General features: G+C 70.5%; 25 protein-coding genes and 1 riboswitch. Of the genes, 13 read left to right on the forward strand and 12 right to left on the reverse strand.

Annotation, left to right across the window (positions count from 1 at the left end; translation table 11 throughout):
* Positions 1–2: 2 nt before the first annotated feature.
* The 4 genes from B079_RS0103580 to B079_RS0103595 form a co-directional block, all read right to left on the reverse strand.
* Positions 3–326, reverse strand: coding sequence for a DMT family transporter (locus B079_RS0103580; protein ID WP_018544407.1), 324 nt, complete (start codon positions 324–326; stop codon positions 3–5).
* Between the two features lie 84 nt (positions 327–410).
* Positions 411–1421: a ribosome small subunit-dependent GTPase A gene (gene rsgA / locus B079_RS0103585; RefSeq protein WP_018544408.1), complete on the reverse strand. Its 1011-nt coding sequence runs from the start codon at positions 1419–1421 to the stop codon at positions 411–413.
* A gap of 16 nt (positions 1422–1437) precedes the next feature.
* A complete protein-coding gene (aroA, locus tag B079_RS0103590) occupies positions 1438–2745 on the reverse strand; it encodes a 3-phosphoshikimate 1-carboxyvinyltransferase (RefSeq protein ID WP_018544409.1) in 1308 nt (435 codons plus the stop codon).
* Positions 2746–2857: 112 nt separating this feature from the next.
* The gene (locus tag B079_RS0103595) at positions 2858–3574 is read right to left on the reverse strand and encodes a M50 family metallopeptidase (RefSeq protein WP_018544410.1); all 717 of its coding nucleotides are present in this window, start codon (positions 3572–3574) and stop codon (positions 2858–2860) included.
* A gap of 86 nt (positions 3575–3660) precedes the next feature.
* On the opposite strand from B079_RS0103595, the gene B079_RS0103600 reads away from it, so the two are divergent.
* The gene (locus B079_RS0103600) at positions 3661–4476 is read left to right on the forward strand and encodes an SOS response-associated peptidase (RefSeq protein WP_026248315.1); all 816 of its coding nucleotides are present in this window, start codon (positions 3661–3663) and stop codon (positions 4474–4476) included.
* A gap of 39 nt (positions 4477–4515) precedes the next feature.
* Here B079_RS0103600 and B079_RS0103605 read toward each other — a convergent pair whose 3' ends face one another.
* Positions 4516–5598 (reverse strand): RNA-guided endonuclease InsQ/TnpB family protein, encoded by a 1083-nt coding sequence (locus B079_RS0103605; RefSeq protein WP_051094942.1) that lies wholly within the window; start codon positions 5596–5598, stop codon positions 4516–4518.
* Positions 5599–5648: 50 nt separating this feature from the next.
* On the opposite strand from B079_RS0103605, the gene B079_RS33585 reads away from it, so the two are divergent.
* From B079_RS33585 to B079_RS0103655, 10 genes are all read left to right on the forward strand, one after another.
* Positions 5649–5807: an Arc family DNA-binding protein gene (locus tag B079_RS33585; protein WP_018544413.1), complete on the forward strand. Its 159-nt coding sequence runs from the start codon at positions 5649–5651 to the stop codon at positions 5805–5807.
* A gap of 15 nt (positions 5808–5822) precedes the next feature.
* Positions 5823–6449: an alpha/beta family hydrolase gene (locus B079_RS0103615; RefSeq protein WP_018544414.1), complete on the forward strand. Its 627-nt coding sequence runs from the start codon at positions 5823–5825 to the stop codon at positions 6447–6449.
* Positions 6450–6701: 252 nt separating this feature from the next.
* Positions 6702–7406 (forward strand): sigma-70 family RNA polymerase sigma factor, encoded by a 705-nt coding sequence (locus B079_RS0103620; RefSeq protein WP_018544415.1) that lies wholly within the window; start codon positions 6702–6704, stop codon positions 7404–7406.
* A complete protein-coding gene (rsrA, locus tag B079_RS0103625) occupies positions 7403–7705 on the forward strand; it encodes a mycothiol system anti-sigma-R factor (protein WP_018544416.1) in 303 nt (100 codons plus the stop codon). Before B079_RS0103620 ends, rsrA begins: the two co-directional genes overlap by 4 nt.
* 119 nt (positions 7706–7824) lie before the next feature.
* Entirely contained in the window at positions 7825–9195 is a 1371-nt protein-coding gene (locus tag B079_RS0103630; RefSeq protein WP_026248317.1) for an HD-GYP domain-containing protein, read from the forward strand.
* 43 nt (positions 9196–9238) lie between these two features.
* Positions 9239–10468 (forward strand): HD-GYP domain-containing protein, encoded by a 1230-nt coding sequence (locus B079_RS0103635; protein WP_018544418.1) that lies wholly within the window; start codon positions 9239–9241, stop codon positions 10466–10468.
* A gap of 111 nt (positions 10469–10579) precedes the next feature.
* Positions 10580–11560: a hypothetical protein gene (locus tag B079_RS0103640; RefSeq protein ID WP_026248318.1), complete on the forward strand. Its 981-nt coding sequence runs from the start codon at positions 10580–10582 to the stop codon at positions 11558–11560.
* A gap of 126 nt (positions 11561–11686) precedes the next feature.
* The gene (def, locus tag B079_RS0103645; RefSeq protein WP_018544420.1) at positions 11687–12337 is read left to right on the forward strand and encodes a peptide deformylase; all 651 of its coding nucleotides are present in this window, start codon (positions 11687–11689) and stop codon (positions 12335–12337) included.
* Positions 12338–12583: 246 nt separating this feature from the next.
* A complete protein-coding gene (cyc1, locus tag B079_RS0103650; RefSeq protein WP_026248319.1) occupies positions 12584–13666 on the forward strand; it encodes an epi-isozizaene synthase in 1083 nt (360 codons plus the stop codon).
* Complete coding sequence (locus B079_RS0103655) at positions 13663–15033, forward strand: cytochrome P450 (RefSeq protein ID WP_018544422.1); 1371 nt, start codon at positions 13663–13665, stop codon at positions 15031–15033. Before cyc1 ends, B079_RS0103655 begins: the two co-directional genes overlap by 4 nt.
* 28 nt (positions 15034–15061) lie before the next feature.
* Here B079_RS0103655 and B079_RS0103660 read toward each other — a convergent pair whose 3' ends face one another.
* Positions 15062–16024, reverse strand: coding sequence for a GlxA family transcriptional regulator (locus B079_RS0103660; protein ID WP_018544423.1), 963 nt, complete (start codon positions 16022–16024; stop codon positions 15062–15064).
* A 93-nt stretch (positions 16025–16117) separates the two neighbouring features.
* Between B079_RS0103660 and B079_RS0103665 the strand changes: the two genes are divergently transcribed.
* A complete protein-coding gene (locus B079_RS0103665) occupies positions 16118–16378 on the forward strand; it encodes a hypothetical protein (RefSeq protein ID WP_026248320.1) in 261 nt (86 codons plus the stop codon).
* Here B079_RS0103665 and B079_RS0103670 read toward each other — a convergent pair.
* The 6 genes from B079_RS0103670 to B079_RS0103695 form a co-directional block, all read right to left on the reverse strand.
* Positions 16291–17304, reverse strand: coding sequence for a ribonucleotide-diphosphate reductase subunit beta (locus tag B079_RS0103670; RefSeq protein WP_018544424.1), 1014 nt, complete (start codon positions 17302–17304; stop codon positions 16291–16293). The genes B079_RS0103665 and B079_RS0103670 overlap by 88 nt on opposite strands.
* Entirely contained in the window at positions 17304–19682 is a 2379-nt protein-coding gene (locus B079_RS0103675; RefSeq protein ID WP_018544425.1) for a ribonucleoside-diphosphate reductase subunit alpha, read from the reverse strand. Before B079_RS0103675 ends, B079_RS0103670 begins: the two co-directional genes overlap by 1 nt.
* 145 nt (positions 19683–19827) lie before the next feature.
* Positions 19828–19907: riboswitch (cobalamin riboswitch) on the reverse strand.
* Positions 19908–19995: 88 nt separating this feature from the next.
* Positions 19996–20502, reverse strand: coding sequence for a GNAT family N-acetyltransferase (locus B079_RS0103680; protein ID WP_018544426.1), 507 nt, complete (start codon positions 20500–20502; stop codon positions 19996–19998).
* Between the two features lie 78 nt (positions 20503–20580).
* Complete coding sequence (mctP, locus tag B079_RS0103685; protein WP_018544427.1) at positions 20581–22191, reverse strand: monocarboxylate uptake permease MctP; 1611 nt, start codon at positions 22189–22191, stop codon at positions 20581–20583.
* A complete protein-coding gene (locus B079_RS0103690; protein ID WP_078495825.1) occupies positions 22188–22451 on the reverse strand; it encodes a DUF3311 domain-containing protein in 264 nt (87 codons plus the stop codon). The genes mctP and B079_RS0103690 overlap by 4 nt, the downstream gene beginning before the upstream one ends.
* A gap of 144 nt (positions 22452–22595) precedes the next feature.
* On the reverse strand, positions 22596–23360 hold the full coding sequence (locus B079_RS0103695; RefSeq protein WP_018544429.1) for a GntR family transcriptional regulator: 765 nt from the start codon (positions 23358–23360) through the stop codon (positions 22596–22598).
* A gap of 409 nt (positions 23361–23769) precedes the next feature.
* Here B079_RS0103695 and B079_RS0103700 point away from each other — a divergent pair, with 409 nt between their 5' ends.
* Positions 23770–25050, forward strand: coding sequence for an extracellular solute-binding protein (locus B079_RS0103700; RefSeq protein WP_018544430.1), 1281 nt, complete (start codon positions 23770–23772; stop codon positions 25048–25050).
* The last annotated feature ends 132 nt before the right edge of the window (positions 25051–25182 follow it).

Consider the following 25182-nt stretch of genomic DNA (forward strand, 5'->3'; position numbering starts at 1 on the left):
CCCTAGTGCGCCGAGCCCGAGAGCTGGAGGCCGATCACCCCGGCGATGACCAGGCAGATCGAGACGATCTTCAGGGCGGACACCAGGTCGCCCAGGAAGACCATGCCGTAGATCGCGGTGCCCGCCGCGCCGATGCCCGTCCACACGGCGTAGGCCGGGCCCACGTCCAGCTTCTTCAGGGCGAGGGTCAGCAGTCCGAAGCTGCCCAGCGCGAACGCGGCGAAGGCGATCGTCGGCCACAGCCGGGTGAAGCCGTGCGAGAGCTTCAGACACACGGCGAAGCCGGTCTCCAGAAGCCCGGCGACGATGACCAGCAGCCACGCCATGTGCTGTCCTCCCGTAGGTCCGGATCTCCGGCTCGGTGCGATTATGCACTTACCGGCCCCGGACCCCGGCAAACCACACGAGGCTCAGTCGCCTTCCCTGCGCTCCCGCGTCGACAGCAGCCTGCGCAGCGAGTACAGCCGCGCCGGGTCCGCGTGACCCTCGGCCACCCACGCGTCCAGCGCGCAGTCGGGCTCGTCGTGGCCGCACGCGCGCGGACAGCCCTCCGTGCCCGGCTCCAGGTCCGGGAAGGCGTGGATCACGCGCGAGGGGTCGATGTGCGCCAGCCCGAAGGACCGTACGCCCGGGGTGTCCACGACCCAGCCCCGGCCGTCCTCGAGCGGCAGCGCGAGCGCGGAGGTCGTGGTGTGCCGCCCGCGCCCGGTCACCGCGTTGACATGACCCGTCGTACGCTGCCGGTCCTCCGGGACCAGCGCGTTGACCAGGGTCGTCTTGCCGACGCCGGAGTGGCCGACGAACGCCGTGATCCGGCCGTCCAGATGCTCGCGCACCAGCTCCGCCGCGGCCCCGCTCGCCAGCTCCTCGCGGCTGGTGACCACGTAGGGGATGTCCAGATCGCCGTACAGCTCGAGGAACTTGTCCGGCGAGGCCAGGTCCGACTTGGTCATCACAAGGAGCGGCTCCAGGCCGCCGTCGAACGCCGCGACCAGACAGCGGTCGATCAGCCGGGGACGGGGCTCGGGGTCCGCGAGAGCGGTGACGATGGCGAGCTGGTCGGCGTTGGCCACCACCACGCGCTCATAGGGATCGTCGTCGTCGGCGGTGCGGCGCAGCACCGAACCGCGCTCCTCGATGCGGACGATCCGCGCGAGGGTGTCCTTCGTGCCGGACAGATCACCGACGAGCGCCACCCGGTCGCCCACCACTGCCGCCTTGCGGCCCAGTTCGCGGGCCTTCATCGCGGTCACCGTGCGGCCGTCGACCAGACAGGTCAGCCGTCCCCGGTCCACGGTGAGGACCATGCCCTCGGCCGCGTCCTCGTGCTTGGGGCGGATATGAGTCCGCGGGCGGTTGCCCTTGCGGTTGGGACGGGTCCGGATGTCGTCCTCGTCGGTGTGCTTGCCGTAGCGGCGCATGGCTTCAGTCCGCCCGTCAGTTCCCGAGCATCCCGGCCCACAGCTCGGGGAAGTCGGGCAGGGTCTTCGCGGTCGTCGCCACGTTCTCGATCGTCACGTCCTTCACCGCCAGACCGATGACCGCGCCGGCCGTGGCCATGCGGTGGTCCTCGTAGGTGTGGAAGACGCCGCCGTGCAACGGGCGGGGGCGGATGTGCAGACCGTCCGCCGTCTCCGTGACATCGCCGCCCAGCTCGTTGATCTCCTTGGTGAGCGCGGCCAGCCGGTCCGTCTCGTGCAGCCGCAGATGGGCCACGCCCCGCAGGGTCGAGGGAGAGTCGGCCAGCGCGGCGACCGCGGCGATGCCCGGGGTCAGCTCACCGACGTCACCGAGGTCCACGTCGATGCCGTGGATCGCGCCGGAACCGGTGAACACCAGCCCGTACTCGGTGAGTTCGCAGGAACCACCCATCTCGGTGAAGATCTCCCGCAGCCGGTCACCCGGCTGGGTGGTGCGCTCGGGCCAGTCCGGGATCAGCACCTTGCCGCCGGTGACCAGGGCCGCCGCCAGGAACGGCTGGGCGTTGGACAGGTCCGGCTCGATCGTCAGGTCCCGGCCGAGCAGGGCGCCCGGGGTCACCCGCCACACGTTCGGCTCGCCGCCCGACTCCGGGGTGTCCACCTGGGCGCCGACCGCGCGCAGCATGTCCACGGTCATCCGGATGTGCGGCATCGAGGGCAGCGTCGCGCCGGTGTGGCGGACCTCCACGCCCTGGTTGAAGCGCGGGGCGGACAGCAGCAGCGCGGAGACGAACTGCGAGGACGAGGACGCGTCGACCGACACCGGGCCGCCGTCCAGCGCCCCGACACCGTGCACGGTCAGTGGGAGCGCGCCCCGGCCGTCGTCGTCGATCCGGGCGCCGAGCGCGCGCAGCGCGTCGATCACGCCGTGCAGCGGACGCTCGTAGGAGCGCGGGTCGCCGTCGAAGCGGACCGGGCCGTCGGCCAGCGCGGCCACGGGCGGCAGGAAGCGCATCACGGTGCCCGCGTTGCCCACGTCCACCGTCGCCCCGCCGCGCAGCCCCGTGGGCAGCACCCGCCAGGCCTCCCCGGAACCGTCCGGGCCGACCCCCTCCTCGATCTCCACACCCATCGCCCGCAGCGCCCCGGCCATCAGCAGCGTGTCGCGCGACCGCAGCGGCCTGCGCAGCCACCCCGGCTCCGAGGCGAGAGCGGCGAGCACGAGAGCACGGTTGGTGACCGACTTGGACCCGGGCACATGAACCGTCGCGTCGACGGGTCCGGTCGCGTGCGGGGCGGGCCAGAGGGCGGGGATTTCGGGCATGGGCCCACTCTATAAGGCGCCCCCTGCCCGAGCGCCCGCCGTACGGGCCGCGTCCACGGGGGCGTCCACGGGGTGGACGGGGTACGGCGGGCGCTCGGGGCCGGGGCCGCTCTCACCGCTGCCCCAGCAGCCACCCTCCGCCCCCGATGAGCGAGCACACCGACACCGCGTGGAAGAGGAACAGCCACAGGGCCGGCGGGACGTGGGTGAGACGGGCGAGCTGGTCGGCGTCGGAGTCCCCGGCCTCGCCGTGGCGGCGCTTAGACTGCAGCTCGAACGGGGGGCGGACGCCGCCGAGGAGGAGGAACCAGACCACCGCGTACGCGAAGGCCGCCTGGACCTGGGAGTCCGCGAGCCAGGAGATCAGCAGGAAGGTGCCGCCGGTCAGCACCACGGTGAGGACGCCGTAGGCGTTGCGGATCATCACCAGCATCGCCAGCAGGAGCGCCGTCGCCACCCACAGGAGCAGGGTGATGCGGCCGTCCGCGAGCAGGGCAGCGCCGCCGAGGCCCAGCAGGGACGGGGCGGTGTAACCGGCGGCGGCCGTCAGGATCATGCCGAGGCCGTACGGCTTGCCCCGGCTGAGGGTGAGGCCGCTGGTGTCGGAGTGCAGACGTATCCCCGTCAGCCGGCGCCCGGTGACCAGCGCGGTCAGCCCGTGACCGCCCTCGTGCGCGATCGTGATCGCGTTGCGGGAGACGCGCCACAGCCGGTGCGGCACCACCGCGACGAGCGCGGCGGCCAGCGTGGCCACGACCACCCAGAAGTTCGGTCCCGGCTGGGTGCCGATGAGCCGGTCCCAGAGACCGGCGGCGGTACTGCTGTCCATGGCTGCGGGTGGCTCCCTGTCGTCGTAAGGGTCGTCGGTCGTCGTAAGGCGTGATCGCCTGGGCTGGATCTGGCACTGTGGCACGTATGTGCGGACGGTATGCGTCGAGTCGTAGGCCCGAGGATCTCGCGGAAATCTTTGAGATCCAGAAGTGGGACGCCGAGGAAACCCTCGAACCGGACTACAACGTGGCCCCGACCAAGGAGGTCTACGCCGTCCTGGACCGTCCTCTCAAAGACGCGGACGACCGCCGTCCGGTTCGCCAGCTGCGCAGACTCAAGTGGGGACTGGTGCCGTCCTGGGCCAAGACCCCGGAGGGCGCCGCCCGGATGATCAACGCCCGCGCCGAGACCGTGCACGAGAAGCCCGCCTTCCGCCGCGCCTTCGCCGCCCGCCGCTGCATCCTGCCCGCCGACGGCTACTTCGAGTGGGTCACCGGCGAGAAAGAACGCGAGCTGGAGGTCGAGGGCAGGAAGAAGCGGCCCCGCAAGCAGCCGTACTTCGTGCTGCCCGCCGACGGCTCGGTGTTCGCCATGGCCGGGCTCTACGAGTTCTGGCGCGACGGCACCCTGCCCCCCGACGACCCCCGCGCCTGGTGGGCGACCTGCTCGGTGATCACTACCGAGGCCGAGCGGGCCCCGCTCGCCGTCGCCCCCGCCGAGGGCCCGCACGCACTCGCCGACATCCACCCCCGGATGCCCCTGATGCTCACCCCGGACCGCTGGGACACCTGGCTCGACCCCACCCGCACCGACCCCGACGCCCTGCGCCCCCTCCTCACCCCGCCCCCCGAGGGCCTGATGCGCGCCTACCCGGTCCCCACCGCCGTCAGCAACGTCCGCAACAACGGCCCAGAACTGCTGAAGGAACTGGAGGGACCGGAGGAGGGCACACTCTTCTGATTTGACGTCCTCTCCGCCTGAAGTGCGGAGATTCCTGGCTCAGGCTGCCTCCCGGACCAGCGGCCCGGGAGGTCTTACGCCCTCAGCGCCAGCCGGGTCGAGACCAGCCCGGACGAGCATCACGCGGGCGGAGTTCTTGTCCCTGGGGGACGAGGCTCCGCACGCGGTGCAGGTGTAGGTACGTTCCGCGAGAGGGAGTGCGTGCTTGGTTCTCGCTCCGCACGTTGCGCAGTCCATGGTGGTGTGCGCGGGGTGGACGAGGCGGATGTCCCGTCCGTGTTTGCGGGCCATCTCGATCAGGGCCCGCTTGGTGGCGCCGATCGCCGCGTCGGCGGCCTTGCGGGCCATGGTGGTCTTCGCGAGGAACCTCGGGCGGAAGTCCTCGACGGCGATCGCGTCGTGGTCGCGGACGACGCGCTTGGCCCATTTACGGGCGGTGTCCTGCCGCTGCCGCGCCACCTTCTTGTGCAGCTTCGCCGTCTGCTTCCGCGCCTGCCGGTAGCCGCGCGAGGCCGCCTGTCCCTTGGCGGGCTTCCGCCGGGCCGTCATGCGCTGGTAGCAGGCGAGGCGCTGGGCGGTGTTCCTGCCGTGCTGCGGATGAGGAAGGTTGTGGGCGTCGGACGTGGTGGTGGCTGTCTCCTTCACGCCCCAGTCCACGCCGAGGACGGCCCCCGTTTCCGGGAGTGGTTGTGCCGGGGCGGCGACGACGAACGACCCGTACCAGTGTCCGACCGCGTCCTGGTACACGCGCACCGAGGAAAGGGCGGTCGAGAGTTCGCGGGACCACACCACCGTTACGTCCTTGAGCGCCTTGGCGCGGGACTTGCCGAAGTCACGGATGGCCTGCTGCTGCGGCACGGATGAGCCCTCACGCAGCCATCCCATGGCCGTGCGGGCCTCGGTCAGCATCTTGTCGAGCTGCGCCGGGCCGCATGTCGTCTTCTCGGCGGCGTCCCGGTTCAGGGCGTGGACTTTGCGGGACATGGCCACGCATTCGTTCCAGACCCACCGGCAGCGTGCCCATTCGGCCTCAAGGCCGGTGCGGGCGGTCGACGACACGCGTAGGCGGTAGGTATACCGGGCGTGCCCGATGTCCGGCGAGCCCTGGTCCGGTGTCGTCATGGTGTCATTTTGACACTCTTCAAGAGGTGGAAATCCACTACTTTGGAGTCATGGTTGAAGAGAAGCGCATCACCCTCCGCCTGCCCGCCGACCTGCACGAGTGGCTGGTCGCTCAGGCCAAGCTCGCCCGCAGGTCCCTCAACTCCGAGATCGTTTACCGCCTGGAGGCCGGGTTCGGCGGCGCCTCGGCGGACGACCACTCGTCCTGACGGCGGAGGAACCCCGTGATCGAGATCGTCGAGACCGACATCGGGACCGCCCGCCTCACCTGGCACCGGGCGAAGGACGCGCGGTTTGTGCTGGCTGTGAGTCATGGGGCGGGCGGGGGTGTCGAGGCGCGGGATCTGCGGGCGCTCGCGAGGGTGCTGCCGGAGCACGGGGTGACTGTGGCGCTGGTCGAGCAGCCGTGGCGGGTCGCGGGGAAGAAGGTCGCCCCGGCGCCCAAGACCCTGGACGCGGGCTGGCGCGGTGTCTGGCCCGCGGTCGCCGGGATGGGGCTGCCGGTGATCGCCGGTGGGCGCAGCGCGGGGGCCCGGGTCGCCTGCCGTACCGCGACCGAGCTGGGCGCCCGGGCCGTGCTCGCGCTGAGCTTCCCGCTGCATCCGCCGGGCAAGCCTGAGAAGTCCCGTGCGGACGAGCTGCTCGGGGCCGGGGTGCCCACCCTGGTCGTGCAGGGCGGCAATGATCCCTTCGGGCGGCCCGGGGAGTTCCCCGAGGGGGGATTCGAGCTGGTGGAGGTGCCTGGCGCCGATCACGGGCTCGCCGTGCCCAAGCGCTCCCCGCTCACCCAGGAGGAGGCACTGAAGGTCGTCACCGACGGTGTCGTGCGGTGGGCCGTGTCACTCGGGTGACGCCCGGGAATGCCCGGCGGCACACCGCTGTTGTGGCGGACAGAAGCGCTGGAGCGCCGGGACCGTCGCAGGAGAGGAAACCGCATGGGTTCGACCGCATGTCCCAGCCGTAGCAGCAGCCGTGCTGACCTGGACTGGACGGTGCTGCACGCGGCCAAGGCCGCTCCCGTTCGAGCGGCGGCGGGCACGGGTCGTGTTCTATCCTCCGAATCGAGTGGGACCGGCTTCGGTCCTGCCCGGGAACTTGAGGAGGTGGGTCCGGTCACTGGGACCGACGCGGGTGCCGACAACGGCCAGGCGGAGCTGCCCGAGGGCCAGGGCGTGAGCGCGGGAGCGGGCGAGACGCGCTCCGAGACCGGCGCGGAGCGCAGCGCGCGCTTCGAGCGGGACGCGCTCGAATACCTCGACCAGATGTATTCGGCCGCACTGCGCATGACGCGCAACCCGGCCGACGCCGAGGACCTGGTGCAGGAGACGTACGCCAAGGCGTACGCGTCCTTCCACCAGTTCCGCGAGGGCACGAACCTCAAGGCGTGGCTCTACCGGATTCTCACCAACACCTTCATCAACTCGTACCGCAAGAAGCAGCGCGAACCCCAGCGCAGCGCGGCCGAGGAGATCGAGGACTGGCAGCTCGCGCGCGCCGAGTCGCACATGTCGACGGGCCTGCGCTCGGCCGAGTCGCAGGCGCTCGACCATCTGCCGGACTCGGACGTGAAGGCAGCGCTTCAGGCGATCCCCGAGGAGTTCCGCATCGCCGTCTATCTCGCGGACGTAGAGGGCTTTGCGTACAAGGAGATCGCGGACATCATGGGGACACCCATCGGTACGGTGATGTCCCGGCTGCACCGGGGCCGCCGTCAACTGCGCGGCATGCTGGAGGACTACGCCCGTGACCGCGGGCTGGTCCCGGCCGGTGCCGGAGAGTCGAACGAAGCGAAAGGCTCGGGCTCATGAGCTGCGGAGAGCCGCACGAGACGGACTGCGGCGAGGTCCTCGACCATCTGTACGAGTTCCTCGACAGCGAGATGCCGGACGTCGACCGTGACAAGTTCCGGCACCACTTCGAGGAATGCTCGCCCTGCCTGGAGAAGTACGGTCTGGAGCAGGCCGTGAAGAAGCTCGTCAAGCGGTGCTGCGGGCACGACGACGTCCCGGCCGACCTGCGTGCCAAGGTCATGGGGCGGATCGAGCTGATCCGCTCCGGCCAGGCCGTCCCCGAGCACGACGTGACCGCGGTGGTCCGCGAGAGCTGAGACTCGCCGGATTTCACCCCGCTTTCACCCGAACGTGCTAACCCTCGGCTCGTAAGCCCCAGGCCCCCGGCCACCGTCCTAGGCTCCCCAGCCAGGACAGGCATGGTCGGGGAGGGCGCATGGAGGCGGTTCCGGCGAGAGCGCGGGCGTGCGTGGTCTGCGCCGCCCTGCTCGCCCTGCTCTGCGTCCTGCCGCTGACCGAGGGCCCGCTCACCGGCGGCTCGTACACCGGCACCTCCCTCATGGGGGCCTTCGCGTCCTGGCGGGCGCCTCTCCTGCTCGCCGCCCTGTACGCGCTCTGCGACCAGATCGTGCGCCGCCGCTTCGGCGGCACCTTCTACCCCGTGCTGCTCGCCGCGGCCTTCCTGCTCACCCCGGCCGCCGCCGCGCTGGTCCCGCTGCCCGCCGCCCTGCTCTCCCCGGTCGAGCACCCGCCCGCCCCCGCGCGCCGCCTCTGGCGGGCCGCGCGCTCCTCGCTCGCCGTCTGGGCCGCCGCGACGACCCACCGCGCGCTCGGCGGTGCCGACGCCGTCACCCACCCCGCCTTCCCGCAGGTGCTGCTGCCCGCCGGGGCCGCCGTCCTCGCCTTCTGCCTGGTGCTCACCGTCCTGGACGGCGCGATGCTCGCGGCGGTCACGGCCGCACCCGCCTGGGGCCGGGGCGCCCTGCGCCGCACCTGGCGCGGCCCGTTCACCCACTCCCTCGCCCCGGTCGCCGTGCACGGCCTGGCCGGACTGATGACGGCCGTCCTCTGGAAGAGCCCCTACGGCCCGGTCGCCGCCCTCCTCGTCCTGCTCCCGATGGGCGTCTCCTGCTGGGTGTTCGCCCAGTACCACCGCGAGCGCACCGCCCACCAGGCCACCATCCGCGCCCTCGTGCAGGCCGTCGACATCAAGGACGGCTACACCCGAGGCCACAGCGAGCGCGTCGGCCAGGCGTCCGTGATGATCGCCCGCGAACTCGGCATGGACGACGACCGCGTGGAGGTCCTGCGCTTCGCCGGCATCCTGCACGACGTCGGCAAGCTCGGCGTCCCCACCCGGCTGCTGCGCAAGGACGGCCCGCTCACCCCCGAGGAACGCCGGATCATCGAGCTGCACCCCGAGTACGGCCACGAGATGGTGCGCGGCATCTCCTTCCTCGGCGAGGCCCGCGCCGCGATCCTGCACCACCACGAACGCCTCGACGGCACCGGCTACCCCTACGGCCTCGCGGGCGGCCAGATCCCCGAGTGCGCCCGGGTCGTCGCCGTCGCCGACGCCTTCGACGCGATGACCTCCACCCGTTCCTACCGCCGGGCCCGCCCCGTCGACGTCGCCGTCGCGGAACTGGAGCGGTGTGCCGGGGCCCAGTTCGACCCCCGCATGGTGACCGCGCTCGCCGCCGCCCTCAGCCGCCACGGCTGGAGCCCCGCCGTCACCTCCGACGAACCCGCCCGCCCGCAGCCGCCGAGGCAGCGCACGCACTACCGCACGGGGGCGCACCGATGACGGCGGACGCCACGACGACGTCCCGCGCGGGCCGGGGCCGCCGATGACCGCCCTGCGGCTCATCCACGGCGCCGCCGCGCTCACCGTCGTTGCCGCGCTCGCCACCACCCTGTGGACCGGCGTCGAAGGGCGGGGCACCGCGCTCGCCTTCGGCATGCTCATAGCCGTCGGCGAACTGACCCGCTGGAGCGGCCCCGAGGCCCGGCAGACCGCGCCGCTGGGCACCGCCGGATCGCTGGCCTACGCCCTCCTCGGCGCCGACGCCGGACACCCCGCGCGGCACGGCGCCGCCCAGATCGTCACCGTCGTCCTCGCCGCCTCGCTGCTCGGCGGCGTCCCGCACATCTGGCGCGGCCGTACCCCCACGCTCGACCATCTCGCCCGCCGGGTGCTGACCGTCGGCTTCGCCGCCGTCTGCTTCCAGCCGCTCTACGCCCGGGGCACGTTCGCCCACTGGGACGGCCCCGCCTACGCCCTGCTGCTCGTCGCCCTCATCGCGCTGACCGCGCTGTGCGACACCGTGCTGGCCGCCGCCCTCGCCCACTCCCGGGCCCGCTGGCCCTTCGGCCCGCTGCTGCGCGAGGAGTTGCGCGGACTGCTCGGCATCGGCTCGGCCGTGTGCGCCACCGGCGCGGTGATGGCGCTCGCCGTGGCCGTGGTCGGACTGTGGGCGCTCCCGGTGTTCTGTCTGCCGCTGCTGCTGACCCAGCTCTCCGTGCGCCGGTACGCGGCCGTGCGCGCCACCTACCGGCAGACCATCGCCTCCCTCGCCCGCGCCACCGAGATCGCCGGGTACACCCCCGCCGGGCACGCCCGCCGCGTCGCCACCCTCAGCCTCGCCGTCGGCCGCGACCTGGGGCTGACCGGACCCGAGCTGACCGTCCTGGAGTACGCGGCGCTGATGCACGACATCGGCCAGCTCAGCCTGGTCGACCCGGTGCGGGCCGGGGCCACGGCGGTGCTGCCGCGCCGGGAGCAGCGGCGCATCGCCCTGCTCGGCGGCGCGGTCGTCCGGCAGACCGGGGTGGCCCCGGCGGTCGCGGTGGTGGTCGAGCGGCAGGCCGACCCGTACCGGGAGCAGCCGCTGGCCGCCCGGATCGTGCGGGCCGTGAACGCGTACGAGGAGAAGGCGCGCGACGCCGGACCGGAGGGGCCGCTGCGCGCGCTGGAGGAGCTTCGCCTCGCCACCGGCGGGGACTACGCTCCGGAGGTGGTGGAGGCGCTTGCGCGCGTCCTGTCCCGTGACTGTCTGCTTCTGCCGGTCGCCGGGTAACCGATGGGTAATGAGCGGCCGTCCCTTCGCACGTGGTTGGATGCGAGGGAGAGGGTGTCCGGGGGCACAAGCCAGCCCACTGTGCGGAACTGGAACTGGCAGGCGGGAATCGTGAGGATCTTCGGCAAGGGACGGAACCGGCCCTCCGCCTCCTGGCGGCAGGCCACCGACCGGGCGTTCACCCTGATCGGTGACGGGCGGTACGAGGACGCGGGCGAACTGCTGACCCGCGCCGCCGATCTCGAACCCTGGCTGGCCGAGTCCTGGTTCAACCTCGCCCTGCTGCACAAGTTCCGGCACGACTGGGAGCAGGCCCGCGCCGCAGGACTGCGCGCCGTGGCCCTCCTCGACCGCGAGACCGGCGCCCCCGACTGGTGGAACGTCGGCATCGCCGCCACCGCCCTCCAGGACTGGCCGCTGGCCCGCCGCGCCTGGCAGGCCTACGGCCTCAAGGTCCCCGGCGGCTCCGCCGTGCCCGGCGAACCGCTCGGCATGGAGCTGGGCAGCGCGGCCGTACGGCTCTCTCCCGAGGGCGAGGCCGAGGTGGTCTGGGGCCGCAGGCTGGACCCCGCGCGCATCGAGGTGCTGTCCATCCCGCTGCCCTCCTCGGGGCGCCGCTGGGGCGAGGTCGTCCTGCACGACGGCGTTCCGCACGGTGAGCGCACCACGTCCGCCGGGCACTCCTACCCGGTCTTCGACGAGATCGAGCTGTGGGCGCCCTCGCCCGTGCCGACCTGGGTGGTCCTCCTGGAGGCGGCGACGGAGGCGGACCGGGACGCGCTGGAGCAGCTGGCCGCGGACGCGGGGTTCGCGGCGGAGGACTGGTCGTCCTCGGTGCGGCTGCTGTGCCGGATGTGCTCGGAGTCGCGCATGCCGTCGGACGAGGGCGAGGGGATACATCTCGATCCGCACGATCACAGTGAGCCGGGGCATCCGGGGCCGTTGGGGCATCGGACGGACGGGCGGCTGTGGGTGCCGGAGAGGGAGTGCGGGGTGGCTGCGCCTGCCTCGCTCGTGCGGGGGTTGTTGGACGGGTGGGTTGCGGACAGTCCGGATTCGCGGGACTGGCGGGATCTCGAAGAGGTGTGCTGAGCGCCGGGGCCGGGTGCGGGTTCGTTGTGGTTGATCGCGCAGTTCCCCGCGCCCCTGGGGAGTGCGATCCACGTAGGCTGTATCAGCAATCTCTCTCGTGGTTTTTAAGGAAGGCGTACGTCGGTCATGGCTCAGCAGGACACCGATCAGCAGCACGCGGGCGTGCTTCCCGTCGACGACGAGGGTTATGTCGTCGACACGGAGGACTGCGAGGAGCGTGAGCTGGCCTGGCGCGAGCGCGGGACCTCGCGGCCGATCACGGTCGTCGGCAACCCGGTGCTGCACAAGGAGTGCGCCGACGTCACCGAGTTCGGCCCCGAGCTGGAGCAGCTGGTCGCGGACATGTTCGCCAGCCAGCACACCGCCGAGGGCGTGGGCCTGGCCGCCAACCAGATCGGCGTGGACCTGAAGGTCTTCGTCTACGACTGCCCGGACGACGAGGGCGTGCGCCACACCGGCGTGGTCTGCAACCCCAAGCTCGTAGAGCTGCCCGCCACCGCGCGCCGTCTGGACGACAGCAACGAGGGCTGCCTCTCCGTGCCGACGGCGTACGCCCCGCTCGCGCGCCCGGACTACGCCGAGGTGACCGGCCAGGACGAGAAGGGCAACCCGGTCAAGGTGCGCGGCACCGGGTACTTCGCCCGCTGCCTCCAGCACGAGACGGACCACCTGTACGGCTATCTGTACATCGACCGGCTGTCCAAGCGTGACCGCAAGGACGCGCTGCGGCAGATGGCCGAGAACGAGCCACGCTACCCCGTGGTCGCCAACGACTGATCAGGCCGCCGGAGCACCCGGCGACCGTACGAGACCAGCCACGACGCCCGGTCGGGAGTGATCCCGGCCGGGCGTCGTTCATTTGTTCGCCGTAAGAATCCCGGCGACTTGGGGTGGTGAAAGAAGCAAATCCGTTCCCCAGACGGTCAGTTGTGGTGCTGAATGGGGAGTGTGGGGATACGCGACGGCGCACACCCGGCACAGCAGGGAGGGGTATGCGCCCTGGCGGCTGAGAGGGGACTGTTCGTGCACACTTTCTCACGCGACACCACGACACCGACCACGATCGCCGTACCACCGTCTCTCGCCCTTCCGTTGGTCGAGGACGCCTTTCCCCGGCAGCTCCATCCGTATTGGCCAAAGCTTCAGGAGAACACCCGGCGCTGGCTCCTGGAAAAACGGCTCATGCCCGCCGACAAGGTGCGCGAGTACGCCGACGGCCTGTGCTACACGGACCTCATGGCGGGGTACTACCTCGGCGCCCCCGACGAGGTGCTTCAGGCGATCGCGGACTACAGCGCCTGGTTCTTCGTCTGGGACGACCGGCACGACCGCGACATCGTCCACGGCCGCCCCGGCGACTGGCGGCGGCTGCGCCACCGGCTGCACACCGCGCTCGACGCCCCGGCGTCCCATCTGCACCACGAGGACGCACTGGTCGCCGGGTTCGCGGACAGTGTGCTGCGGCTCTACTCGTTCCTGCCGTCCACCTGGAACCAGCGGTTCGCCCGGCACTTCCACGAGGTGATCGAGGCGTACGACCGCGAGTTCCGCAACCGGACCGAGGGCCGGGTGCCGGGCGTCGAGGAATATCTCGCGCTGCGGCGGCTCACCTTCGCCCACTGGATATGGACGGATCTGCTGGAGCCGAGCGCGGGATGCGAACTCCCGGATTCCGTACGGAAGAACCCGGATTACCGCCGGGCGGCGCTGCTCAGCCAGGAATTCGCCGCCTGGTACAACGACCTCTGCTCACTGCCGAAGGAAATAGCGGGGGACGAGGTCCACAATCTCGGCATCAGTCTCGTCACGCATGAGGGACTGAAACTCGAAGAGGCCGTCGACGAACTCCGGCGGCGCGTCGAGGAATGCGTCCGGGAATTCATCGAAGCGGAGCGCGCCGCCCTGCGGTTCGCCGACACGCTCGACGACGGAACCGTACGCGGCAAGGAATTGAGCGACGCCGTGCGCATGTGCGTCGGCAATATGCGCAACTGGTTCAGCACCGTCTACTGGTTCCACCACGAGTCCGGCCGCTACATGGTCGACAGCTGGGACGACCGGTCCACGCCCCCTTACGTCAACAACGAAGCGGCAGGTGAGAAATGACCGTCGAGTCCGTCAACCCCGAGACGCGAGAGGCCGCGGAACTCCGTGAGCCACCCTTCGCCGGAGGTGCCGTCCCGGTGCTCGGGCACGGCCTGAAACTGGCCCGTGACCCGCTCGCGTTCATGGCGCAACTGCGCGACCACGGCGAGGTCGTGCGCCTCAAACTCGGCCCCAAGACGGTGTACGCCGTCACCGCTCCGGCGCTCACCGGCGCACTCGCGCTCAGCCCCGACTACAAGATCGACGGACCGGTCTGGGAGTCCCTGGAGGGCCTGCTCGGCAAACAGGGCGTGGCCACCGCCAACGGCCCCGTGCACCGCCGCCAGCGGCGCACCATCCAGCCCGCGTTCCGCATGGCCGCGATACCCGCCTACGGCCCGATCATGGAGGAGGAGGCGCACGCGCTGACCGAGCGCTGGCGCCCCGGCGAGCCCGTCGACGCCACCTCCGAGTCCTTCCGGGTCGCGGTGCGCATCGCGGCCCGCTGCCTGCTGCGCGGGCAGTACATGGACGAGCGCGCGGAACGGCTCAGCACCGACCTCGCCACCGTCTTCCGGGGCATGTACCGCCGTATGGTGCTGCCGCTCGGGCCGCTCTACCGGCTGCCGTTCCCGGCCAACCGGGAATTCAACCGGGCCCTGGCCGATCTGCATCTCCTGGTGGACGAGATCGTCACGGAGCGGCGCGCCTCCGGTCAAAAGCCGGACGATTTGCTGACGGCTTTGCTGGACGCCAAGGACGACAATGGCGATCCCATCAGCGAGCAGGAGATCCACGACCAGGTCGTCGCGATACTGACACCCGGAAGCGAAACCGTGGCTTCCACGATCATGTGGCTGCTCCAGATCCTCGCGGACCATCCGGAACACGCCGAGAAGGTGCGTGCGGAAGTTGAATCCGTAACCGGAGGCGCGCCGGTCGGATTCGAGCACGTGCGCCGGCTCACGCACACCAACAATGTCGTCGTCGAGGCGCTCCGACTGCGCCCCGCCGTATGGATATTGACGCGGCGTGCGCTGACCGACACCACGCTCGGGGACTATCGCATTCCGGAGGGGGCGGACATCATCTACAGCCCCTACGCCATTCAGCGCGATCACCGCTCCTACGCCCGCCACCTCGACTTCGATCCCGACCGGTGGCTGCCGGAGCGGGCCGCCGAGGTGCCGAAGTACGCGATGAGCCCGTTCAGCGTCGGCAACCGCAAGTGCCCGAGCGACCACTTCTCCATGGCGCAGCTGAGCCTGATCGTGGCGGCGATCTCGGCGAAGTACCGGTTCCGTCAGGTCGAGGACTCGGACGCCACCACCCGGGTGGGCATCACCCTGCGTCCGCACCGGCTGCTGGTCGAGCCCGTGGAGTGGTGAGGAGCGACGCGTCAGGACCGGCGTGCGGTCAGGCGGCCTCGGGGCCCCGGAACGCACGCCGGTAGGCGTTCGGGGTGGTGCCGAGCGCCCGGACGAACTGGTGGCGCAGCGCGGCGGCGGTGCCGAACCCGGCCCGCCAGGCGATCGAGTCCACCGTCTCGTCCGTCCCCTCCAGCAACCGCTGGGCCAGCAGCACCCGTTGGCGCAGGATCCAGCGGTACGGGGTGGTGCCGGTCTCCTGCTGGAAGCGGCGGGCGAAGGTGCGCGGGGACATGTGGGCGCGGGCGGCGAGCTGCTCGACGGTGACCTCCTCGTCCAGGTGGGCCTCCATCCACACCAGGACCTCGCCCACGGTGTCGCAGGGGCCCTTGGGCAGCGGGCGCTCGATGTACTGGGCCTGGCCGCCGTCCCGGTGCGGGGGCACCACCATCCGCCGGGCGATCTTGTTGGCGACCTCGGGGCCCTGTTCCTTGCGGACGATGTGGAGGCAGGCGTCGATCCCCGCGGCCGTGCCCGCTGAGGTGATCAGCGGGTCCTCGTCCACGTAGAGCACATCGGGCTCGACGGTGACCCGGGGGTGGCGCCGGGTGAGCTGGTCGGCGTGGCGCCAGTGCACCGCGCAGCGGCGGCCGTCGAGGAGTCCGGCCGCGGCCAGCACGAAGACGCCCGAGCAGACGCTGAGCACCCGGGTACCGCGCGCGACGGCGCGGCACAGGGCGTCGAGCAGCTCGGGCGGGTAGTCGCGCTCCGCGTAGGTCTCGCCGGCCGGGACGGCGATCAGGTCGGCCTCCTCCAGCCGCTCCAGACCGAGCGGGGTGGAGACGGTGAAGCCGCAGTGGGTGGAGAGGGTCGGGCCCTCCGCCGAGACCACGGCGAAGTCGTAGACCGGCAGACCCTCCTCGCTGCGGTCGACGCCGAACACCTCGCACACCACGCCCAGCTCGAAGGGGTGGACCCCGTCGAGCAGTACGGCCGCCACGTTCTTCAGCATGCTGCCAGTGTGCCTCGCGGCTGGCAGTAAATCGAGGGTGCGCGGCAGTCCTGCCAGTGCCCGTCAGGAGTGAACCGCAGGACAGTGGTGTCCATGAACGGAAACCAGATCGAAGGTCTCATCGGAATGGCCGCCACTCTCGGCATCCTGGTCCTCCTGGTCCTGCCCTCGGTGATCGGCATCGTGCGCGACCGGCGCGTCGACCGACAGCTCGGGCAGGCCCAGGAGGACCGGGAACGCCTGGCGGCGCCCGGGAGAAGGGAGACTCAGAAGTCCTCGTCCAGGTCCACGGTGCCCTCCACCGCGACCTGGTACGCCGACGGGCGGCGCTCGAAGAAGTTCGTCAGCTCCTGAACACCCTGCAGCTCCATGAAGGAGAAGGGGTTCTCCGAGCCGTACACCGGGGCGAAGCCGAGGCGCACCAGACGCTGGTCGGCGACGCACTCCAGGTACTGCCGCATCGACTCGGTGTTCATGCCGGGCAGGCCCTCACCGCACAGGTCGCGGCCGAACTGCAGCTCGGCCGCGACGGCCTCCCGGATCATGTCCGTGACCTGCTGCTCCAGCTGGTCGTCGAACAGGTCCGGCTCCTCCTTGCGGACGGTGTCGACCACGTCGAAGGCGAAGGACATGTGCATCGTCTCGTCGCGGAACACCCAGTTGGTGCCGGTCGCGAGGCCGTGCAGCAGACCCCGGCTGCGGAACCAGTAGACGTAGGCGAAGGCGCCGTAGAAGAACAGGCCCTCGATGCACGCCGCGAAGCAGATCAGGTTCAGCAGGAACTTGCGGCGGTCGGCCTTGGACTCCAGGCGGTCCAGCTTGTCGACCGAGTCGATCCACTTGAAGCAGAACTCGGCCTTCTCGCGGATGGAGGGGATGTTCTCCACCGCCGCGAACGCCGCCGCGCGGTCCTCCGGGTCGGGCAGGTAGGTGTCGAGCAGCGTCAGATAGAACTGGACGTGCACGGCCTCCTCGAAGAGCTGACGGCTCAGGTAGAGCCGCGCCTCGGGGGAGTTGATGTGCTTGTACAGCGTCAGCACCAGGTTGTTCGCCACGATCGAGTCACCCGTGGCGAAGAACGCCACCAGGCGGCCGATCAGGTGCTGCTCCTCGGGGGAGAGCTTCGCGAGGTCGGCGACGTCCGAGTGGAGGTCGACCTCCTCGACGGTCCAGGTGTTCTTGATCGCGTCCCGGTAGCGCTCGTAGAAGTCGGGGTAGCGCATCGGGCGGAGAGTCAGCTCGAAGCCGGGGTCGAGCAGGTTCTTCGTTTCGTCGGACATTACTGGCAGGCCTCGCAGGACTCGGGGTTCTCAAGGGAGCAGGCGACGGCGTCGGGGTCGGCCGCCTGCTGGACGGGGATGGTCTTGGCCGCCGGGGCCTGGCCCTGGGCGGCACGGGCGATACGGGTCGCCGGACGCGAACGCAGGTAGTACGTGGTCTTCAGACCCGACTTCCACGCGTAGGAGTACATCGAGGAGAGCTTGCCGATGGTCGGCGTCTCCAGGAACAGGTTCAGCGACTGCGCCTGGTCGAGGAACGGGGTCCGCGCGGCGGCCATGTCGATCAGACCGCGCTGCGGGATCTCCCACGCCGTGCGGTACAGCGCCCGCACGTCCTCGGGGATCCAGACGAAGTCCTGCACCGAGCCGTTGGCCTCGCGCAGCGCCTCACGGGTGCGGGCGTCCCACACGCCGAGGTCCTTCAGCTCCTGCACCAGGTAGGAGTTGACCTGAAGGAACTCGCCCGAGAGCGTCTCGCGCTTGAACAGGTTGGACACCTGCGGCTCGATGCACTCGTAGACGCCCGCGATGGAGGCGATGGTGGCCGTCGGCGCGATGGCCAGCAGCAGCGAGTTGCGCATGCCGGTGACGGCGATCCGCTCGCGCAGCGCGGCCCAGCGCTCCGGCCAGGTCAGCTCGACGCCGTAGTGGTCGGGGTGCAGCACGCCCTGCGCGGTGCGGGTCTGCTCCCAGGCCGGGAGCGGGCCGTTGCGCTCGGCGAGGTCGGCGGACGCCTCGTAGGAGGCCAGCATGATCCGCTCGGCGATCCGGGTGGACAGCGCCTTCGCCTCGGGGGAGTCGAACGGGATGCGCAGCTTGAAGAAGACGTCCTGGAGGCCCATGGCGCCCAGGCCCACCGGACGCCACTTGGCGTTGGAGCGGCCCGCCTGCTCGGTCGGGTAGAAGTTGATGTCCACGACCCGGTCGAGGAAGGTCACGGCGGTGCGGACGGTCTCGTCCAGGCGGGCCCAGTCGATGTCGCCGTCCCGCACGAAGGCGCCCAGGTTCACCGAACCGAGGTTGCAGACCGCGGTCTCGCCGTCGTCGGTGACCTCCAGGATCTCCGTGCAGAGGTTGGAGGAGTGGACCACGTTGCCCGGCAGCGCCGTCTGGTTGGCGGTGCGGTTGGCGGCGTCCTTGAAGGTCATCCAGCCGTTGCCGGTCTGCGCGAGGGTGCGCATCATGCGGCCGTACAGCTCGCGGGCGGGCATGGTCTTCTTCGCCAGGCCCGACGCCTCGGCCTTGCGGTAGGCGGCGTCGAACTCCTCGCCCCACAGGTCGACCAGCTCGGGCACGTCCGCCGGGGAGAACAGCGACCACTGCTCGTCGGCGTTGACCCGGCGCATGAACTCGTCCGGGATCCAGTGCGCGAGGTTCAGATTGTGCGTACGGCGCGCGTCCTCACCGGTGTTGTCGCGCAGCTCCAGGAACTCCTCGATGTCGGAGTGCCAGGTCTCCAGGTACACCGCCGCCGCGCCCTTGCGCCGCCCGCCCTGGTTCACCGCGGCCACCGAGGCGTCCAGCGTCTTCAGGAACGGCACGATGCCGTTGGAGTGCCCGTTGGTGCCCCGGATCAGCGAACCCCGGCTGCGGATGCGGGAGTAGGACAGACCGATGCCACCGGCGTGCTTCGAGAGGCGGGCCACCTGGTGGTAACGGTCGTAGATCGAGTCCAGCTCGTCCAGCGGGGAGTCCAGCAGGTAGCAGGACGACATCTGGGGGTGCCGGGTACCGGAGTTGAACAGCGTGGGGGAGGACGGCAGGTAGTCCAGGCGGCTCATCAGGCCGTAGAGCGCGGCCACTTCGTCCACCGCGGGGGCGCTGTCGTTCTCGGCCAGACCGCTCGCCACGCGCAGCATGAAGTGCTGCGGGGTCTCGATCACCTTGCGGGTGATGGGGTGGCGCAGCAGATAGCGGCTGTGCAGGGTGCGCAGGCCGAAGTAGCCGAACCGGTCGTCGGCGCCGGTGTCGATCAGGGCGTCGAGGCGGGCGGCGTGCAGCGCGACGAAGTCGGCGGTGCGGTCGGCGACCAGGCCCTCGCGGTGGCCCACGGTCACCGACTCGGTGAAGCTCGTCACGCCCTGCGAGGCGGCCTCGGCGCGGATGGAGAGCGTGAGCAGCCGGGCGGCCAGCCGCGAGTAGGCGGGGTCCTCGGAGATCAGACCGGCGGCGGCCTCGGTCGCCAGCTCGCGCAGCTCGGCCTCGTCGGCCTTGGCCGAACGGCCACGCAGCGCGGCGGCGGCGACCCGTCCGGGGTCGGCGTCGGGGAGGTCGGCGGTCAGCTCGGTCAGGGTCCGCAGCAGCGCGGCTCCGGGACCGTCGTTCTCCACCCGGGTCGCCGGGGTGGCTGAAGCCGGGTCGGACGGCGCGATGGTCACGTGGGGCTCTCCCTCGCTGGGCACGGGGGCCTGGCGGAGGGCAGGGGAGGGCACGAGCGCGCACGCGTCGCGTCCACCAGCCCACTCCGCGAGGCCCGGACGTCTTCAGGGCACCCGGACCGGACGGCCGGGCGCGCTGTCGGCAGGTCCTCGGACTGAAGCGGGCGTGCGCAAAGCACGCGAGTACACCGTTGCGGGACAGTTCCGGATTCGCACCGGATTCCCCTGCGACGACAGCGAGCATGAGCATACATCTAGTGCCGCGCTGTCGTCGCAGGCCCAGATGTTGTGTCTGTCGTGTGTCGCGGTGATCTCAGAGCGTGAACGCGTAGGTGAGCAGGGCGATCTCCAGCAGGCCGGGCAAGGGGTTCCAGTCCCGCTCGGGTGTGCGAACAAAGCCGAGACGCGCGTAGATGCGATGGGCGGTGCGCATCGTCGGCTGGGTGGACAGCACGACGCGTACACAGCCCTCCACGGCCCGCGCGCGCTCCACACAGGCCCGTACGAGCGCTTCCCCGGCTCCCTGCCCCCGGCCCGCGTGCGCGACCGCCAGCATCCGGATCTCGGCCTCGCCCGGAGCGGCGATGTCGCTCAGCGGACCGCCGGACGGGACGAACGTCACACCGCCCAGCAGCACCCCGTCCCGCACGGCCACCAGCACCTCGGCGGCTGCCGCCCGTTTCGCCACGTTCCGCAGCTCCGCCAGATACGCGTCGCCCTCCCCGAAATCGAGGAGTCCGTCCTGGAGATAGGCCTGTGCGGTGATCTCGCCCAGCTCCGCGTACTCGTCGGGGCGGGCCGGCCGGATGAGGAAGTCCATACCGTGAGTCTGGACGACAGCGGGCCACCGGCGCTCTCGCTTTCCGGCGGCCCGCAAGGGAGTTGATCAGTGAAGGGACTAGTGCGCGCTCCCCGCCGTCGCGGGCGGCAGCTCCACCTCGACGCCCGCGTCGCCCGCGTCCGCCGTGTAGTCGCCGGGCGCGGTCTCGTCCACGCCCTCGGGGGCCTTCACGGCCTTCAGGACGACCGTGCCGACCACGGTGACCAGGACGTTCAGCACGAAGGCCGTCAGGCCGATGTAGCCGATCTCACCGATGCCCGGGATCTCCTTGGCCGAGCCGCCGAAGTGCGCCTGCGTCGGCGAGGCGACCCCGTAGGCGGCCAGCGTGCCGTAGACCATGCCGACCGCCCAGCCCGCGAGCAGCGCCCAGCGGTGGAACCAGCGGGTGAACAGACCGCCCACCAGCGCCGGGAAGGTCTGGAGGATCCAGATGCCGCCCAGGAGCTGGAAGTTGATCGCCACCGTCTTGTCCATGGTGAGGACGAACGCCAGCGCGCCCACCTTCACCAGGAGCGACACCAGCTTGGAGACCTGCGCCTCCTGCTTGGGTGTCGCGTCCGGCTTGATGAAGTCCTTGTAGATGTTCCGGGTGAACAGATTCGCGGCCGCGATCGACATGATCGCCGCCGGGACCAGCGCGCCGATGCCGATCGCCGCGAAGGCCACGCCCGCGAACCAGCTCGGGAACATGTCCTCGAACAGCTGCGGGATCGCCAGCTGCCCGTTGGTGACCTTCACCCCGGCCGCGATCGCCATGAAGCCGAGCAGCGCGAGCAGGCCCAGCATCAGGGAGTACAGCGGCAGGATCGTGGTGTTGCGCCGGATCACCTCACGGCTCTTGGACGACAGGGTCGCGGTGATCGAGTGCGGGTACATGAACAGCGCGAGCGCCGAACCGAGCGCCAGTGTGGCGTACGTCCACTGGCCCGCCGGGGCCGGGACCAGACCGCCCGCGCCCGCCGTGGTGAACTTCTTGTCCGCGGCGGCGAAGATGTGGTCGAAGCCGCCCAGCTTGATCGGGATGTAGATGATCGCCACCGCGATGACGATGTAGATCAGCGTGTCCTTCACGAACGCGATCAGCGCCGGGGCGCGCAGGCCCGAGGAGTAGGTGTAGGCCGCGAGCACACCGAAGGCGATCAGCAGCGGCAGGTCCTTCACGAACCAGTTGGTGTTCTCACCGCCGCCCACGCCCATCACGTCCAGGACGGCCTGGATGCCGACCAGCTGGAGCGCGATGTACGGCATGGTCGCCAGGATGCCGGTGACCGCCACCGCCAGCGACAGGCCCTTCGAGCCGAACCGGCCGCGCACGAAGTCCGAGGTGGTGACGTACCCGTGGCGGTGCGAGACCGACCACAGCCGGGGCAGGAAGGTGAAGATCAGCGGGTACACCAGGATCGTGTACGGCACCGCGAAGAACCCGGCCGCACCGGCCGCGTAGATCGCGGCGGGCACGGCGACGAAGGTGTACGCCGTGTAGAGGTCGCCGCCCAGCAGGAACCAGGTGACCCAGGTGCCGAACGACCGGCCGCCCAGGCCCCATTCGTCCAGCGAGTGCTCGTTCTCGGCCTTGCGCCAGCGCGCGGCCATGAAGCCCACGACCGTGACGGCCAGGAAGAAGAAGACGAAGACGCCGAGCGCCACGCCGTTGACGCCGTCCTTCACTTGGACGCACCCCCGCTCTGTGCCTTGCGGGCGCGCTGGTCACGCTGCCACAGCTGGTACGCCAGCATGGTGAGCGAGGTCGAGACCAGCACCCACAGCATCTGGTACCAGTAGAAGAACGGGATGCCGATGAACGTCGGGTCCGTCTTCGAGAACGAGCCGACCCAGAGCATCGCGACGAACGGCGCGAGAAGACACAGGCCGATGACGACACGGACCGGTGTCACCACCGGGTGCCTCACTTCGGGTGATTCGGACATGCCACCGCTCCGTCCCCTCGTTGATCAGCGTTGATCACTGCGTAATGCGCTGGCAATTTAGGTGACGGCAGGCGGGAGCGGAACCCCTCGTCCGTGTATTGATATGCCGCTGTGAGGTGCGGGGATGGGTGAGAGCGCCGCAGGTCAGTCCACGGGCCGCTTGAGACGCGCCACGAACTTGTAGCGGTCGCCCCGGTACACCGAGCGCACCCACTCCACCGGGTTGCCCTCGCGGTCCAGGGAGTGGCGGGAGAGCATCAGCATGGGCAGACCCACGTCGGTGCCGAGCAGACCGGCTTCGCGCGGGGTGGCCAGGGAGGTCTCGATGGTCTCCTCGGCCTCGGCGAGATGGACGTCGTAGACCTCGGCGAGCGCGGTGTAGAGCGAGGTGTACTTCACCAGCGAACGGCGCAGCGCGGGAAAGCGCTTGGCGGACAGATGGGTGGTCTCTATGGCCATCGGCTCCGCGTTCGCCATGCGCAGCCGCTCGATGCGCAGCACGCGTCCGCCCGCGGTGATGTCCAGCAGCCCGGCGAGCCGGTCGTCGGCCGTGACGTACCCGATGTCGAGGAGCTGGGAGGTCGGCTCCAGGCCCTGGGCGCGCATGTCCTCGGTGTACGAGGTCAGTTGGAGCGCCTGGGAGACCTTGGGCTTGGCGACGAAGGTGCCCTTGCCCTGGATGCGCTCAAGGCGTCCCTCGACGACCAGTTCCTGGAGGGCCTGGCGGACGGTGGTGCGGGAGGTGTCGAACTCGGCGGCCAGCGTGCGCTCGGGCGGGACGGGCGTGCCGGGGGGAAGCGTCTCCGTCATGTCCAGCAGATGCTTCTTCAGGCGGTAGTACTTGGGCACGCGCGCGGTACGGACGGTCGCGCCGGCCTCGTTCTCCGCCCTGCTGACATCGGTGCTCATGCTCTGCCTTCCCGGCTCCGGACGCCGAAAGCGACCGACGTCCATCGGCCACGGCCCACATCGTGGCACGGCCGCACGCGACCGGTACCGGCCCGCACGCTCCGTGACCTCCCTGTATACCGCCGCTACTTCTGCTGGTCTAGTCCACACCGCATTTCCTGCCAGTGGTCCACCGGAACTGGTCCGTCCGATCTGTCGCTTGAGCAATGAAAGGTCCCTGCATATCTCGGTCGCATCACGGACGCCCGTGGCCCGCAGGAACACCCTTGACATGCTCATTGACGTGGGTCAGGCTCCCGGTGCTGGTCTACACCATTGGTCCAGTTCCCGGTCCCACGGGTGGTTCGGCGCGCAGTCGTGCATCGCAGGGGTGGCAGGGGGGTGGGTGGCGTCCCTTGAGGAGGGTGGCGTGAAGCGCAGACTGACAGCCGCGATCGGCATCGCGGGCATGATCGTCTCGGTCGCGGCGTGCGGGAGCGACAGCGGCAACGACGGCAAGGGGGCGGCGGACGCCAAGGAGCTGACCGTCTGGCTCACCGTCGACGCGCAGAACAACTGGCCCGAGCTGGTCAAGGCGGCCGACGCGGCCGTCGTCAAGAAGCACCCCGGCCTGAAGATCAAGCACGAGTACTACGGCTGGCCGGACAAGAACACCAAGCTCGACGCCGTCCTCGCCACCGACAAGGCCCCCGACGTGGTCGAGATGGGCAACACCGAGATGCTCGGCTACATGGTCAAGGGCGCCTTCGCCCCGCTGGACGCCACCGGGTTCGCCAAGTCCGCCGACTGGCTCGACGGCCTCAAGGCCTCGGTGACGTACGAGGGCAAGACCTACGGCGTGCCGTACTACGCGGGCGGCCGGGTCGCCACCTGGCGCAAGGACGTGGCCGCCGCGGCCGGGGTCAAGGCGGTGCCGACGACCTACGACGAGCTGACCGCCGACCTGAACAAGATCCAGAAGAAGAAGGGTGACAAGTTCAGCGCCTGGTACCAGCCCTCCCGCGACTGGTACGCCGCGATGTCCTTCGTCTACGACGCGGGCGGCGCCATCGCCAAGGAGAGCGGCGGCCAGTGGAAGGCGAGCCTGTCCTCGCCCGAGTCGCTCAAGGGCCTGACCGAGTACAAGACCGTGCTCGACACGTACATGCACGGCGACAAGACCAAGGACGAGTCCGACCGTCCCATCGTCTTCGGCCAGGGCAAGTCCGCCATGATCTTCGGCGCGGCCTGGGAGGGCGCGACCTCCGCCGACCCGAAGAACGACAAGGTCGGGGGGCTCAAGGACAAGCTCGAGAACTTCGTGATGCCCGGCCCCTCCGGCAAGAACATGCCGGTCTTCCTCGGCGGCTCCGACCTCGCCGTCCCGGTGAAGTCCAAGGCGCAGGGGCTCGCCGCCGAGTGGATCAACGCCTTCACCGGACCCTCCGGGCAGAAGGGTCTGATGAGCAAGGGCAACCTGCCCAACAACAAGTCCGACCTCGCCACCCTGAAGAGCGACCCGGCGACCGCCGTCCCGGCCACCGCGGCCGAGTCCAGCTGGTTCGTGCCGATGGCGCCCGGCTGGGGCCAGGTCGAGAAGGCGCAGATCCTGCAGACCATGCTGCAGAACATCGGCACCGGCAAGCAGACGCCCGCCGCTGCGGCCCAGCAGGCCGACGCCGCGATCGACAAGGTCATCAACAACAAGTGACCCGAGCGGTCATCGACAACACGTGACCCGAGCGCGGAGCACACCGGCCCCGGACCGCACCGGGGCCGGTGCCCGCGCACTTATCACCGCGCGGCCGTCGCCCGCGTACGACCAGAGGGACCGCTGAGGAGC

The organism is Streptomyces sp. LaPpAH-108 (genome assembly GCF_000373625.1).
Classification (GTDB): Bacteria; Actinomycetota; Actinomycetes; order Streptomycetales; family Streptomycetaceae; genus Streptomyces.